The organism is Desmospora profundinema, assembly GCF_031454155.1.
Lineage (GTDB): Bacteria > Bacillota > Bacilli > Thermoactinomycetales > DSM-45169 > Desmospora > Desmospora profundinema.
Genome location: NZ_JAVDQG010000009.1, coordinates 123,071 through 136,575 on the forward strand (window position 1 = coordinate 123,071; position 13,505 = coordinate 136,575).

Genomic DNA, 13,505 nt, shown 5'->3' on the forward strand with positions numbered 1-13,505 from the left:
TTTTGATTTCACCACCACTTCCACCTGCTTTTCGTGGGCTGTTTGTCTGGCCCTGAATCCTCCATCGTTTCCGGCGGTGCTGCCGGCGGACCCAATGGAGCAGTTGCCGCCTCCGATTCCAACCCGTATATATCGACTGCGGTGATGCTGTAAAAGCCGGGAGGGCCGGTATATCGAAAAGGTTGGCCGGCAGGGATGCTGGCGACACGAATACCGTCACGGTAGATGCGATACCCTGCCATTTCGGTGGAAGAAGGGAACCAGGTCAGCGTCATTCCTTCGGTGGCGGCCCTTGCGGACACCCGGGGTGGGTGGGGTGTTCCGGTACCGGTTCGGGGATCCGTTTCCCATGGCAGCATGGAGCCGTTGTAGTATTCAAATCGACCTTCCTCCTCCGGAGGTACCCGGATTCCACTCACCCTCTCTGTGAGGTCATCGGGGGTATAAGGATGGGCCAGATATTGTTTTCCCTGGTAGGTGACGATTTGTGCCGATTGATGCAGGGAGCAGAACTCGGTTGGAATCCGTTCCGGTGGGAGCCGTTCTTCGACGGTTTCCCCTGCCTGTTCACAATCGAATGAGGCCAGGTGACCCGATATCTTACACAGTTTCACCCGCTCCCAGGATTCGGGCAGTTCCGGAAAACGGGCATGGGGAGGGAACCATTCCGGTTTTGCCGAGCGTGCCGCTTGGAACACTTCGCGCCATACATATTTGGCCCGCTTGTCATCCGGAAGCGGATGGTTCCAATCGTAGCCCACCCACACTCCCAGGGCGAGGCGGGGAGTATATCCCACAAACCAGACATCCTGGTTGCGCTGGGTCGTTCCCGTTTTTCCTGCTAAATCCATGGCGGGAAAATGGTTGCCCACTATTCGGCCGGTTCCCTGCTTCAATACGTCTTGCAACAGGTGAGTCAGCCAATGGGCGGTTTGCGAAGAGAAGATGCGTCGGCCTTGAGAGGGGTGTTGATAGACGGTGTGGCCGTCGGCATCTTCGATCCGTTCAATCAGATAAGGGGGGTGATACACCCCATCGGCAGCCAGCATGGCATAACCGGCAGTCATCTCTTCAACGGTAAATCCACGGGTGAACCCGCCGATGGCGGAAGCCTCCCCATCATACGCATGGATGGGAAAGCCCATGGATTTCAGCGTTTGGAATCCTTCCGTCACTCCCACTTCCCGCAGCGCTTTGATCGCGGGAATATTAAGAGACCAGCGCAGGGCTTCCCGCAGGGTGACCGGTCCTTTATACTGTTCCGATTGGTTTTTGTACACTTTACTTTGGCCATTTCCTTTTGATTCCAGCGGCTCATCGATAAATACGGTGGCCGGATCGGCGATCCCTTTCTCCAGCGCAGGACCGTAATCCAACAACGGTTTTATGGTGGAACCGGGTTGACGGCGGGATTGAAAGGCGCGATTGGTTTGTCCGTGCTCAAAATCTCGTCCGCCCACGAAGGCCAGCACGGCTCCATTCTCCACATCAATCAGGGTAGCCCCGACTTCTTCCTGCGCATTCCGTACTTCTTTCGGCCCTTGGTCAGTCTGGACGGTGTAGTTTACCGGCTTTGCATACAGGCGGGGGTTGGTGGCCGCTTGGTTGACCGCTTGGTGGAGACGCGGATCCAGGGTGGTGACGATGCGGTACCCGCCGGTAAGAATCCGCTTCCGGTATTGTTCCAGGGTGCTGCGGTACATCCCTTGTCGGCTCAATTCTTGTGCATCCAACCCTTCGGCTTTCATCAGGGCTTGGGCGGCCCGTTCTTCCACGGCAGCCATCACAAACGGATGGCGGTGGTAAGCATTTGACTGTCCCCGGCGGGTGAGTGACGCGGATAAATCATAGGAGAGAGCGGCCTGTGCTTCGGCCTTGTCGATCATGCCGTTTTCGCGCATGCGTCGGATGACCGTATGCATCCGTTTTTGCCCTGCCTCCAGAGACTCGGGCTCAAAGGGATTGAAGGCGTTGGGACGTTGAATCATACCAGCCAGATAAGCGGCCTGTGCCAGATTGAGTTGGGATGCATCCACCCCGAAGATTCCGCGGGCAGCGGCCTGCACACCCAACAGATTGCGGTGATCCGCTCCTTTTCCGAAAAAGAGACTGTTCAAGTAGTATGAGAGGATTTGGTCCTTGGTCAGCATGCGTTCCAATTGAACCGCCAGCCACATCTCTTTCAATTTTCGCTCCAACGCTTTTTCGCGGTTTTTTAGGATGGCGTTTTTTACGAGTTGTTGCGTAATGGTGCTTCCTCCGCTGGAAAAGGAACGATGCTTGACGTTGTCCCACAGAGCCCGGGCCAATCCTCGGGGAGAGAGGCCGGGATGTCGCGGAAAGTCTTTATCCTCGGTGGCAATTAAGGCTTGGACCAAATGGGGGCTCACCTTTTCCATCTCCACCCACTTTCGATCCGCATCACTTCGCATCGCCCCGATGGATGACCCGTCGCGAAAACTGGCATGGCTGGTCTGGCTCCAGCTGTCCAGGCGCCGTTGCAATTCGGCATTGTCCAGACCTTCTCGCTTTGCTGTAGAAAAGAGGTATTCTGTCAATGTTCCAGTTCCTGCCAGGAGAAAAACCAGCAATGAGACAAGGAGAGTGGTAAACAGGCGTAACCAGGGGAAGCGTTTGTTGTTTCGGGTTCGTCTGCTCATAAGAAGTAGTGCGCGCGTGCCTCGATGGACTGCCCGCAGGCTTCCTCCTTTCAGGTGGAAATCGGGTCGATGTCGGCTGTATCAATGTCTTCCGCTTGATTTTGCCGGTGGGATTAAGGTAAGATGGGGGTATAATTTGAGCGGCCCTTTATATGGCCGCGTAAAACGGCGAAGAACAAGCCGCAGTAGCCGGGTGAACCGATCCTTCAGAGAGCTGGTGGTGGCTGCGAACCAGCGGACGACTCCCGTGTGAATTACCGCTTGGGAGCTGCCGGGTTCGATATAGGGCCCCGCCGGCCACCGGTCCGTTATCCGGTTGAGTGGGAGACCGTCTGAACGGTTTCCAACAAGGGTGGTACCGCGAGTCAACCTCGTCCCTTAGGGGGGCGAGGTTTATTTTATGGATTTTTTGCCATGAAAATAAATGGAGGCGGGTGTTAAAGGATGGGAAAAAATGGGCAAACGTCCGAAGAAACGAAACAAGAGGTAGCTCGGCAGCTGGAAGTGATCCGACGGGGGGCGGCGGAGATCATTCCGGAAGCGGATTTGGAGAAAAAAGTGCGCCGTTCGGTGGAGACGGGTCAGCCTCTAAAGGTGAAGCTGGGTCTGGACCCGTCGGCTCCCGATATTCACATCGGTCATACCGTGGTGCTGAACAAGTTGCGCCAATTTCAGGACCTTGGTCACTTCGTGCAGTTGGTGATCGGTGATTTCACCGGCCGGATCGGGGATCCGACAGGAAAGTCGGAAACCCGGAAGCAATTGACCGAAGCGGAAGTGAAGGAAAACGCTCAAACCTATGCCGATCAATTGTTTAAAATCCTGGATAGGGATAAGACGGAGATCCATTTTAACAGCCGTTGGCTCAGCCCGCTGGATTTTGCGGCAGTGGTGGATTTGGCGGCCAAAACGACAGTGGCCCGGATGTTGGAGCGGGATGACTTCTCCAAACGCTACCATGGTGGGCAGGCCATCAGTGTTCATGAGTTCTTTTATCCACTGATGCAGGGCTATGATTCTGTGGCTCTGGAAAGCGACATTGAGCTGGGCGGGACGGACCAGACGTTCAATCTGTTGATGGGACGTCAGCTGCAGGCTCAATACGGTCAAGAGGAACAGGTCATTCTGACTATGCCCCTATTGGAAGGGCTGGATGGGGTAAAAAAGATGTCCAAGAGCTTAGGGAACTACATCGGCATTAACGAACCGGCTGCTGAAATCTACGGGAAAGCGATGTCCGTCCCTGATGATCGGATGCTGAAGTACTACGAGCTGGTGACGGATCTGTCTCCGGCAGAGTTGGACCGGGTGCAGGAGGGTGTGAAGGACGGAAGTATTCACCCCCGGGACGCCAAGATGGGGCTTGCCCGACAGCTGGTGGAGATGTATCACGGGAAAGAGGCGGCACAGGAGGCGGAAGCCGGTTTTAAGCGCGTCTTTCAGCAGCGTGCCTTGCCTGAAGACATCGCACAGGTAACGATCCCTGTCGCCGACCTGAAGGATGGCCGCCTGTGGGTGATCCATCTCCTCTCCCGCCTCGGTCTGGTTGCCTCCAATGGGGAGGCCCGCCGTATGGTGAAACAAGGGGCAGTCAAGATCGACGAAGAGAAAGTGACGGATGTGGATGCTCAGATCCCGCTCACGGATGGCATGGTCGTTCAGGTGGGAAAACGAAAATTTGCCCAGGTGAAATTGGGATAACAAAAAAACCGCCCATAGGGGCGGCTTTTTTATGCAGTGTTAAAAAAAGATCGATTTTCGGTATTCTGTGATCAGAGAGAAATTGAAATAAAAAAAGACGGGCTCCCCCTCAAGATGAGAGGGAGCCCATCGCTTATCTCCGGTTCTTTCCGGTTACCGGCTGTAGTATTCAACAATTTGACGCTCGTTGATTTCGGCGGGCAGTTCATCCCGTTCCGGCAGACGGGTGTAGGTGCCTTCCAGCTTGTTAGCGTCGAAGCTCACGTACTCAGGCAAGTAGGAGCGGTCTTCCAGGGCTTCCTTGACGATGGAAAGGTTGCGGCTTTTCTCCCGCAGTCCGATCACATCGCCCACTTTTACCTGGTAGGAAGGACGGTCCAGCTTTTTGCCGTTGACGGTGATGTGGCCGTGTACCACAAGCTGACGGGCTTGGGAACGCGTCCGGGCGAAGCCGAGGCGGTACACCAGGTTGTCCAGACGGGATTCCAGGAGCTTCATGAAGTTTTCACCATGAACCCCTTTCATCTTGCCGGCTTTGTCAAACAGGGTGCGGAACTGCTTTTCGTTCATGCCATACATAAAGCGCAGTTTTTGCTTTTCCTGCAGCTGAAGTCCGTATTCGCTCAACTTCCGACGCTGGTTGGGGCCATGCACTCCCGGCGGGTAAGGCCGCTTCAGCTCTTTGCCCGTGCCGGAGAGGGAAATTCCCAAGCGACGGCTTAATTTCCAACGAGGTCCTGTATAACGTGCCATAATAAAACTTGCTCCTTTCCATGTTGCAAAAAAATGGTGCAAACAAGGTGTGGCTGGTCCGCTGCACATTGCCCGGTACGTTCCGGATAGCGGCGAAACGTCGGGCACCCGCGGGGAATGATCAGCCGCTGTCCACGCGGGGCGGGCCAGTGAGGGTGATTCCATCACCGTTCTTTGCGTGCTATCCTCAACGTTCCTTTTTGTAGGGAAGGAACAATAGGAGCCATACAGAGACATATTATATCGAAATGACAGAAGAAGTCAATCTTTCTGCCGGGATCAGGAAGATTTCGGTTGGGCTAAAAGATAGTGAATGGGCATGTTTTTGGAAGTGAATTTCTCTTCGTATTCCGTCGGGATATTACCAGCGGCAAACGGGCTGGCATACAGATCATGGGTGGATTCCACCAGTTTGTAACCCGCCTCTTCCAATTCATCCAGGGAAAATTGAAACAGGGCCTGGTTATCCGTTTTTAAGAGCAGTTCCCCGCCCGGTTTCAATACCGACTTGTATTGATGCAAAAAAGAGCGGTGTGTGAGCCGCCTTTTGGTATGCCTTTTTTTGGGCCAGGGATCGCTGAAGTGAAGGTAGATTCGATCCACTTCTCCGGCTGCGAAACAATCGGGTAATTGTTTGACATCCATCCATAGGAAACGAAGATTGTCAACGAGCAGTTCTTCCGACTTATTCAAAGCCTGAAGAAGGATTTCTTCGATCCGCTCCACCCCGATCCAGTTAATATCCGGCTGCTCCTGGCACACCCGGGATAAGAAGCGGCCTTTTCCGGTACCCAATTCCAAGTAAAGGGGGTGTTCGTTTCGAAAAACGACAGAACGCCATTTTCCCTTGTACTTTTGCGGATCGTTCACCACTCGGGCGTGCTCCCGCACCATTTGTTTTGCATAAGGCTTCCGTCTCAATCGCATGGGGTCTCCTCTTTCGTCTGAAAATACTTCCCAATCAACGGGAATAGTCACCGATCTGTCCGTATGAATTTTACTTCAGACGATAAATCAAGTCCAATCGAACCGTTACACCAAATGGAGTAAAAAAATAGAAAAAGAAGTCGGGAAGACAGGTGAAAAACAATTAGTGCAACCGGTTGCATTCAATGGTACAATCAAACCAACCCTTGACGAAACCGCCAGGCAGGAAAAGGATTTTCCTGCCGGCGTGAAGAAGCCGTCCGAGGGGATGGCTTCCGATTACGAACGAGGAATGCCCGTGGCTGCTTTTCATTACGGTTTTTTGACCGCTGAAAAAACAGCTGTTTACTCCAATCCCAATCGGGCCAAATCTGCTTTGCCGGCGTAGGAGGCGATGGCTCCGTATCCGGTGGTAGAGTGGGTGGCGATCCGGACGGCGAAACGGAGATTTTCTTCCACCCAGGAGTGTTGATTGCACCACTGTGCCAGTTTTTGGGGAGTGACGTTTTGTTCCGACAAACGGAACAGCATGGCACCGGCCAGGGAATCACCGGCGCCGGTGGGATCGACGGAGTGGGCAGCGGGAGCTTGCACCATACCTGTTCCTTCAGAGGTAACAAAGAGACATCCTTGGGAACCCAGGGTGAAGATTAACAACTGGTTTTCATATTGTTCCAGGAAGCGGCGGCCGATTGCTTCCACGTCATCCGAGCGGGTGTCCATCAGTTCCATCAATTCGCTTCGACTCACCTTGACGAGATGAGCCGAAGGAAGCAGGGACCTGATTTCCGCTTTGGCCGCGTCAAGGCTGGGCCACAGCGGAGGGCGGATATTGGGGTCGAAACTGATCAATAAGCCGTGGCGTCGGGCGGTGTCCACAGCGCGACGGGTGGCCGATCGTACCGGATCGCTGCTGAGGGAGACGGAACAAAAATGGAAGATACCGGGATTGGTCAGTGATTCGCCGGGTACTTCTTCCGGCTGCAACAGCTGATCGGCTGCCGGGTCCCGGTAAAAAGTAAAGGGGTTCTCGTCTTCCTCCACTTGGGAAACAAAGGCCAAGGATGTACGGGCTTCCCCGGTTTGCAGGACGTGAGTGGTATCCACACCGCTGTCTTTCAACACACGGATGAGGAAATCGCCGAAAGAGTCGTTCCCGATTTTTCCAATGAAGCGGGCGTCACCGCCTAATCGTGCCGCCTGGGCGGCTACATTGGCCGGTGCACCACCTGCTTGACGGGAAAAGGTGGCGGCTTCTGTCAAGGGTACGTCCCGATCTGTCGGGATAAAATCGATCAGGGCTTCCCCCAGAGTAAATAAGGGAATCATGGAGTAATCCTCCTTGCTTCGTCCAAAGTGAGTAAAAAATGTCTTGCAATGATGGGGAAAATTCTTTATCCTCATAGTAGGAAAACGTTTTCCTTTTGTAAAGCAATTTACAACCGGACGATCTGGGTGCTGCCCGTTTATATTGGTTCATGATTGATAACGGTTTCAATCCTTTTTGGAAGCGAAGAAGGAGGCGGATTGATGAAGCTGGGCGTATTCACCGTACTATTTTCAGAAAAGCCGTTTGAAGAGATGCTGGATCATGTAAAAGCCGCCGGGTTGGATGCAGTTGAGCTGGGGAGCGGGGCCTACCCGGGAACCGCTCATTGTGATCCTGTCGTGTTACTGGAAGATAACGCAAAATTGAAAGCGTTTCAACGGGCGGTAACAGACCGCGGCTTGGAGATCAGCGGGCTCAGCTGCCATGGGAACCCCTTGACGCCGGAACCCTCCTTTGCTAAAGCTTCCCACGAAGCGTTTGTACAGACAGTGCGGCTGGCGGAAAAGCTGGAGGTGCCGGTGGTCAATTGTTTTTCCGGAACGCCGGGAGACCACGAAGGGGCGAAGTACCCCAACTGGCCGGTGGCTCCCTGGCCCAATGAATACCGTGAGGTGCTCGATTGGCAGTGGAATGAGAAAATGATTCCCTACTGGAAAGAGTGGGGCCGCTTTGCCGCTGATCATGGTGTGAAAGTAGCATTAGAACTTCATGGTGGATTCTCGGTTCACACGCCTGCGACGATGTTGCGGCTGCGAGAAGCGGTGGGGGAAGTGATGGGAGCCAACTTGGATCCCAGTCATCTCTGGTGGCAAGGAATCGACCCGGTGGCCGCCATCAAAATCCTGGGCCGTGAAGGGGCCATCCATCATTTCCACGCCAAGGACACATATATCGACCAAGAACAGGTTAATATGCACGGTTTGACGGATATGCAATCCTACGCCAACTTGCAAGATCGCGCCTGGCTCTTCCGGACGGTCGGGTACGGTCACGACATGAAAACGTGGGCCGATATCATCAGTGCCTTGCGGTTGGTCGGGTACGACCATGTCGTCAGCATCGAACACGAAGACGCCCTGATGTCGATCGAGGAAGGCTTTGCCAAAGCAGTGGCCAACTTGAAGACGGTAATCACCAAAGAGAGCCTGACCGATATGTGGTGGGTCTAAACCCGGATAGGAGGCCAAAAGATGGCAGTAAAAGTGGGTATCATCGGATGTGGAAGTATCAGCATTCACCGCCATATTCCTGAATATTTCAAACACCCTGACGCGCAGTTGGTTGCTTTCTGCGACACAGATGAACAGCGTGCCCAGGCGGCTGCCCTGGAATACGGGGGCGAAGTGTACACCGATTGGCGAGAGATGCTGGACCAGGCTGAGCTGGACGCGGTGAGCGTCTGTACGCCTAATGCGGATCATGCTCCGATTTCGATGGGTGCTTTGCGGGCGAAAAAGCATGTATTATGCGAAAAGCCGATGGCTACTTCGATGGATGACGCGAGGGTGATGGTGAAAGCGGCGGACAAAAACGGAGTACAGTTGATGATCGGCCACAACCAGCGATTGATGTCTCCCCACAGAAAGGCGAAGGAAATTCTGCAAGGCGGAAGCCTGGGGCGGGTGCTGACGTTTCGAACGGCATTTGGTCATGGGGGGCCGGAAAGTTGGAGTGCGGAAGGGAAAAACACTTGGTTCTTCCGAAAAGACCAGGCGGTGATCGGAGCCCTGGGTGACTTGGGTGTCCATAAGGTGGATCTGCTTCGTTGGCTGCTGGATGATGACATCGTGGAAGTGGGTGCTTTGACAGGTACGCTGGAAAAGCATGCAGATGTGGACGACAACGCCGTCATGCTGCTGCGGACCAGAGGAGGCGCATTTGGGACGTTGGCAGCCAGTTGGACCCATCATCCCGGTGAAGACAACAGCACGGTATTGTACTGCGAAAAAGGCCATATCCGGATTGTTGAGGACCCGGTTTACCAGGTGGTCGTCCATCGCGGGGATGGTTCGGTGGAAAAACATGAGTTGGGCGGAATCGCCACCAACGAAGAAGGCGGCCAAACAGACAGCGGAGTAATCGCCTCCTTTGTTGACGCCATTACCAGCGGTGCACCCAACCCGATTCCGGGGGAAGAGGGAATGAAATCCCTGGAAGTCGTTCTGGCGGCTGTAAAGGCGGCCGAGACGAAATCAATCGTTTCTCTTTGATAGACGGAGTCGATGGGATCAAAGGAGAGCCTGAAGATGAGACAAACGGAGTGGAGACTGGGTATGATCGGTGCCGGCAGCATATCAGAGGCCCATATGAAAGCGATGGGGCAGGAGCGGCGTGTACGGCTTTGCGCGGTTGCAGACCTCCATGAGGAGGCGGCCCGCAAGCGTGCCGAAAGCTATGGATGTTCCACTGTCTATCGAGATTATCGAAAGATGCTGGAACAGGAGCAGCTGGACGCAGTGGTCCTGTGTCTGCCCAACCATCTGCATGAACAAGTAGCCGTACAGGCCATGGATGCCGGTTGCCATGTGTTGTGCGAAAAGCCGCTTTCCACCGATGCCGCTTCCGCCCGGCGAATGGAGAGGCATGCACGCTTTACAGGAAGAACCCTGATGGTGGCGCAAAACAACCGTTTTCGAGCAGACTCCCGGCTGTTGAAACATCTGATCACTCATCAACGGCTGGGTGAAGTGTACCATGCCAAAGCGGGCTGGATCCGACGCAATGGAATTCCCGGTTGGGGAAGTTGGTTCACCAACCGGGAGCAAGCCGGAGGCGGACCCTTGATTGATATCGGTGTTCATATGTTGGATCTGACGCTGTGGCTGTTGAATTTTCCCCGGCCCGTCTCTGTTTTCGGACAAACCTATAATCGTTTTGGCCCCAGCAAGAAAGGCCAGTCGTCCTGGGGTACGGTCGTGAAAGAGGGACGGTTTGACGTGGAAGATTCGGCAGTGGCGCTCATCCGTTTTGAGAGTGGTTTGACCCTTGCTCTGGATGCCAGCTGGGCTTCCCATATCGCCGAGGATCGGGCTTATGTGGACTTGTGGGGGGGAGAGGGAGGGGCGGCTCTCGATTTGAATCGCCACCATCTGCGACTCTTCCACGAAGAAGCAGGGGTGCCGGTGGACTCGGAGATGACACCGCCTCCGCAGGATGACCGCTCCACCCTTTTATCCCATTGGATCGGGGTGATGGAAGGCATCGAAGAACCGATCTGCACGGCGGAACAAGGCATCGAGGTGTTGCGCATTCTGGACGCCATCTACGAATCTTCCCGAACGGGGCAGCTGGTCCGCTTGGATTAAGGCCTGTGTGATGATTCGATTTTTTCGTTGATAAATGAGGAGGATCCCCGTATCGAGATTGATCAGCCCCCCATCCTTGAAGGAGGTGATCCACCCCCCTCAATTCAACAGTGCGTAGCGTGTCTTGCCTAGGTTGCGAAAAAACAGCATGAGGAGGAAAACAAAATGAGGACCTGGAAAAAGATCATGTCGGTCGGACTGGCCGCCACCCTGGTTTTTTCCTTGGCGGCTTGCGGCCAGGGAGCCGATGAAGGAGCCGGGGATGGTGAACAGGTGACCATCACCTACGCCCGCGGCAAAGATACAACCGGTGCCACGGAAAAAATCATCGAAGCGTTTGAAAAGCAAAATCCCAACATCAAAGTGGAATTTAAAGAGATGCCCGCAGACACCGGGGTAAGCCATGATCAATACGTGACCATGTTCAGCGGCGGATCCGATGAAATTGACGTCTTCGATTTGGATGTGATCTGGCCCGCTGAATTCGCCCAAGGCGGGTATCTGCAGCCGCTGGATCGATTCATCGAAAAAGACGGGATCAGCATGGATGAATACGTGAAAGGGTCAGTTGATGCCGGGAACTACAACGGCCGTCAATGGGCGATGCCCAAGTTCCTGGATGCAGGCCTGTTGTACTATCGGACCGATCTGGTGGACTCTCCCCCGGAAACCTGGGATGACCTGATTAAGCAGGCGAAAGAGCTGAAAGGGGAAGGCGGCACCAAATACGGATATTTGATGCAAGGAAAACAGTACGAGGGCTTGGTCTGCAACTTCATTGAATTTATCGGTTCTTACGGCGGGGAAGTGCTGGATCAGGAAGGGAACGTGGCCATTAACAGCCCGGAAACCATCAAGGGGCTGGAAAAGATGATGGAGATTGCCCAGTCAGACTTTGTCCCCGGTAATGTAACTGCCCTGACCGAAGTGGAGACCGATGCCATCTACGGAGAAGGGGAAGCCGTATTTGATCGGCAATGGCCGTACCACTACGCCGTTATGAATGAAGAAGGGTCCAAGGTGAAAGGGAAAGTGGACATTGCACCCCTTCCAAAAGGGGATGCCGGCAGCGCCTCCACGTTGGGTGGATGGGTCTCCGGGATTAACGCCAATTCCAAACACAAGCAGGAAGCGTGGGAATTCCTCAAATTTATGAATGGTCCGGAAGGGCAGAAGATTTCCGCCATCGAGGGAGGCTTGGCTCCGACGCTGCTGTCCCTCTATGAAGATGATGAAGTGAAAGCGGCCAGCCCGCTCTTTGACAGCGATGAGTATGTGGAAGGAATTAGCAGTGCCATCTCCCGTCCGGTTTCTCCTGAGTATCCCAAGATCTCCGACATCATTCAATCGGAAGTCTCCAGTGCCATTGCCGGCAAGCAATCCGCCGAGAAGGCCGTGAAAAACATGGAGAAGAAGCTGAAGGATGTTGTCGAGTGAACGGGTGGACTAAAAATCGGAGTGGAAGCCCTATGGCTTCCGCTCCCCCCTTTCAAGGGGTCAACCATCTTTTTGGAGAAACGTGGGGGAATGCATCATGAGAAAAGGTCTCTCCGAGCGCAACCTGGGATATCTGTTAATTCTCCCCGCGTTGCTGCTTATTCTGGTGATAGCGATTTATCCTGTAGCCCGCTCTTTTTATTTGAGTTTATATGATATCCGTTTGAATGATCCGACCAAATTGGAGCCCCACAGCAGTTATGCGATTGATGTGGAGCGGTATACAGACAACCAATTGTTGCTCGCCTCTGTCATGGACCAGGAAATTGCCCAGACGGAAGGGGAAGTCGAGCAGAGGCTATCGGAGCTTCGAGCGGATTTGGATAACGTACAGACGGTTCTGGAAGAAGATCCCGCGTTCCAAGAGCGGTTTGCGGAAGTGGACAATCTGCTTCTGGAAGGCGAAGAAGTTCCACCGGAACTGAAACGTTATACCATCCAAGGCGATCAGGCGGATACCGTGGTGGCCAAGATCAAGGAAATCAACGGCGGATTGGTCGATCTCAACCGCCAAGGGTTTTTAGACCAGGGTGACCGAGTGGTGGGGCTTTCCAACGGCCTTGCGGAAACGATCATTGAGCCGAACTTTGTCGGCCTTCACTATTACAAGAAGTATTTGCAGGATGGACGCATGTGGGCTTCCCTCAACAATACCCTGATTTTCACCGTCATATCCGTTACATTGGAATTGATATTGGGGCTATGGATTGCTATGGTGATCAATCGGGAGTTTTTCGGACGGGGGGCAGTCCGGGCGGCGGTTCTCATCCCGTGGGCTTTGCCGACGGCGGTTGCCGCAATGATGTGGAAATTCCTCTTTGACGGCCAAAACGGGATAATGGCCAAGATATTTGAATCCATTGGTCTGATTCCGGATATGGGAGTCTTATTGACCACCAAGTTCTGGTCGATGTTTGCCGTCATATTCGCCGATGTTTGGAAAACCACTCCTTTTATGGCTCTGCTGATTCTGGCCGGTTTGCAGACGATTCCCCGCAATTTGTATGAAGCGGCAGAAGTAGATGGGGCTTCCAAGGTACAGCAGTTTTTCCGGATCACCCTGCCGATGTTGCGTACGACGATTTTGGTGGCGCTGCTCTTCCGCACATTGGATGCCTTCCGGGTGTTTGACTTAATCTATGTCCTCACTGGAGGGGGACCCGCCAATGCGACCGAAACCATCTCCGTTTACGCCTACAAAACGATGTTTAGCCAGTTGAATTTTGGAGCGGGCTCCGCTCTGGCAGTAATCGTATTCTTCTGTGTGGCCTTAATCAGCATCCTCTTTGTACGGCTTCTCGGACGAGACCTGATCAGCGATGGAAGGTGAGA

The 13,505-nt window shown here is 53.9% G+C and carries 10 protein-coding genes and 1 other annotated feature; of the genes, 6 read left to right on the plus strand and 4 right to left on the minus strand.

Going from position 1 to position 13,505, the window contains the following annotated elements:
• Positions 1-8 precede the first annotated feature (8 nt).
• Entirely contained in the window at positions 9-2,660 is a 2,652-nt protein-coding gene (locus JOE21_RS16670; protein WP_309868481.1) for a transglycosylase domain-containing protein, read from the minus strand.
• A gap of 162 nt (positions 2,661-2,822) precedes the next feature.
• Positions 2,823-3,042, plus strand: a binding site (T-box leader).
• Between the two features lie 62 nt (positions 3,043-3,104).
• Between JOE21_RS16670 and tyrS the strand changes: the two genes are divergently transcribed.
• Complete coding sequence (gene tyrS / locus JOE21_RS16675) at positions 3,105-4,361, plus strand: tyrosine--tRNA ligase (protein WP_309868483.1); 1,257 nt, start codon at positions 3,105-3,107, stop codon at positions 4,359-4,361.
• A gap of 153 nt (positions 4,362-4,514) precedes the next feature.
• Here tyrS and rpsD read toward each other — a convergent pair whose 3' ends face one another.
• From rpsD to JOE21_RS16690, 3 genes are all read right to left on the minus strand, one after another.
• On the minus strand, positions 4,515-5,114 hold the full coding sequence (gene rpsD / locus JOE21_RS16680; RefSeq protein ID WP_309868485.1) for a 30S ribosomal protein S4: 600 nt from the start codon (positions 5,112-5,114) through the stop codon (positions 4,515-4,517).
• 279 nt (positions 5,115-5,393) lie between these two features.
• On the minus strand, positions 5,394-6,041 hold the full coding sequence (trmB, locus tag JOE21_RS16685) for a tRNA (guanosine(46)-N7)-methyltransferase TrmB (RefSeq protein WP_309868486.1): 648 nt from the start codon (positions 6,039-6,041) through the stop codon (positions 5,394-5,396).
• 345 nt (positions 6,042-6,386) lie between these two features.
• Positions 6,387-7,370 (minus strand): carbohydrate kinase family protein, encoded by a 984-nt coding sequence (locus JOE21_RS16690; RefSeq protein WP_309868488.1) that lies wholly within the window; start codon positions 7,368-7,370, stop codon positions 6,387-6,389.
• Positions 7,371-7,571: 201 nt separating this feature from the next.
• On the opposite strand from JOE21_RS16690, the gene JOE21_RS16695 reads away from it, so the two are divergent.
• The 5 genes from JOE21_RS16695 (at position 7,572) to JOE21_RS16715 (ending at position 13,503) form a co-directional block, all read left to right on the plus strand.
• Complete coding sequence (locus JOE21_RS16695; RefSeq protein WP_309868489.1) at positions 7,572-8,540, plus strand: sugar phosphate isomerase/epimerase family protein; 969 nt, start codon at positions 7,572-7,574, stop codon at positions 8,538-8,540.
• 21 nt (positions 8,541-8,561) lie between these two features.
• A complete protein-coding gene (locus JOE21_RS16700) occupies positions 8,562-9,581 on the plus strand; it encodes a Gfo/Idh/MocA family protein (RefSeq protein WP_309868490.1) in 1,020 nt (339 codons plus the stop codon).
• Positions 9,582-9,617: 36 nt separating this feature from the next.
• Positions 9,618-10,676 carry a Gfo/Idh/MocA family protein gene (locus JOE21_RS16705; protein WP_309868492.1) on the plus strand — a complete coding sequence of 353 codons (1,059 nt, stop codon included), beginning with the start codon at positions 9,618-9,620 and terminating at the stop codon, positions 10,674-10,676.
• Between the two features lie 165 nt (positions 10,677-10,841).
• Complete coding sequence (locus JOE21_RS16710) at positions 10,842-12,113, plus strand: ABC transporter substrate-binding protein (protein ID WP_309868494.1); 1,272 nt, start codon at positions 10,842-10,844, stop codon at positions 12,111-12,113.
• A gap of 97 nt (positions 12,114-12,210) precedes the next feature.
• On the plus strand, positions 12,211-13,503 hold the full coding sequence (locus JOE21_RS16715; RefSeq protein WP_309868496.1) for a carbohydrate ABC transporter permease: 1,293 nt from the start codon (positions 12,211-12,213) through the stop codon (positions 13,501-13,503).
• Positions 13,504-13,505 lie beyond the last annotated feature (2 nt).

Bases quoted from the DNA above. Each gene is read 5' to 3' on its own strand.
- JOE21_RS16700 (WP_309868490.1), top strand. From the start codon at position 8,562: ATGGCAGTAAAAGTGGGTATCATCGGATGTGGAAGTATCAGCATTCAC.
- JOE21_RS16690 (WP_309868488.1), bottom strand. From the start codon at position 7,370: ATGATTCCCTTATTTACTCTGGGGGAAGCCCTGATCGATTTTATCCCG.
- rpsD (WP_309868485.1), bottom strand. From the start codon at position 5,114: ATGGCACGTTATACAGGACCTCGTTGGAAATTAAGCCGTCGCTTGGGA.
- tyrS (WP_309868483.1), top strand. From the start codon at position 3,105: ATGGGAAAAAATGGGCAAACGTCCGAAGAAACGAAACAAGAGGTAGCT.
- JOE21_RS16705 (WP_309868492.1), top strand. From the start codon at position 9,618: ATGAGACAAACGGAGTGGAGACTGGGTATGATCGGTGCCGGCAGCATA.
- JOE21_RS16695 (WP_309868489.1), top strand. From the start codon at position 7,572: ATGAAGCTGGGCGTATTCACCGTACTATTTTCAGAAAAGCCGTTTGAA.
- JOE21_RS16715 (WP_309868496.1), top strand. From the start codon at position 12,211: ATGAGAAAAGGTCTCTCCGAGCGCAACCTGGGATATCTGTTAATTCTC.
- JOE21_RS16670 (WP_309868481.1), bottom strand. From the start codon at position 2,660: ATGAGCAGACGAACCCGAAACAACAAACGCTTCCCCTGGTTACGCCTG.
- JOE21_RS16710 (WP_309868494.1), top strand. From the start codon at position 10,842: ATGAGGACCTGGAAAAAGATCATGTCGGTCGGACTGGCCGCCACCCTG.
- trmB (WP_309868486.1), bottom strand. From the start codon at position 6,041: ATGCGATTGAGACGGAAGCCTTATGCAAAACAAATGGTGCGGGAGCAC.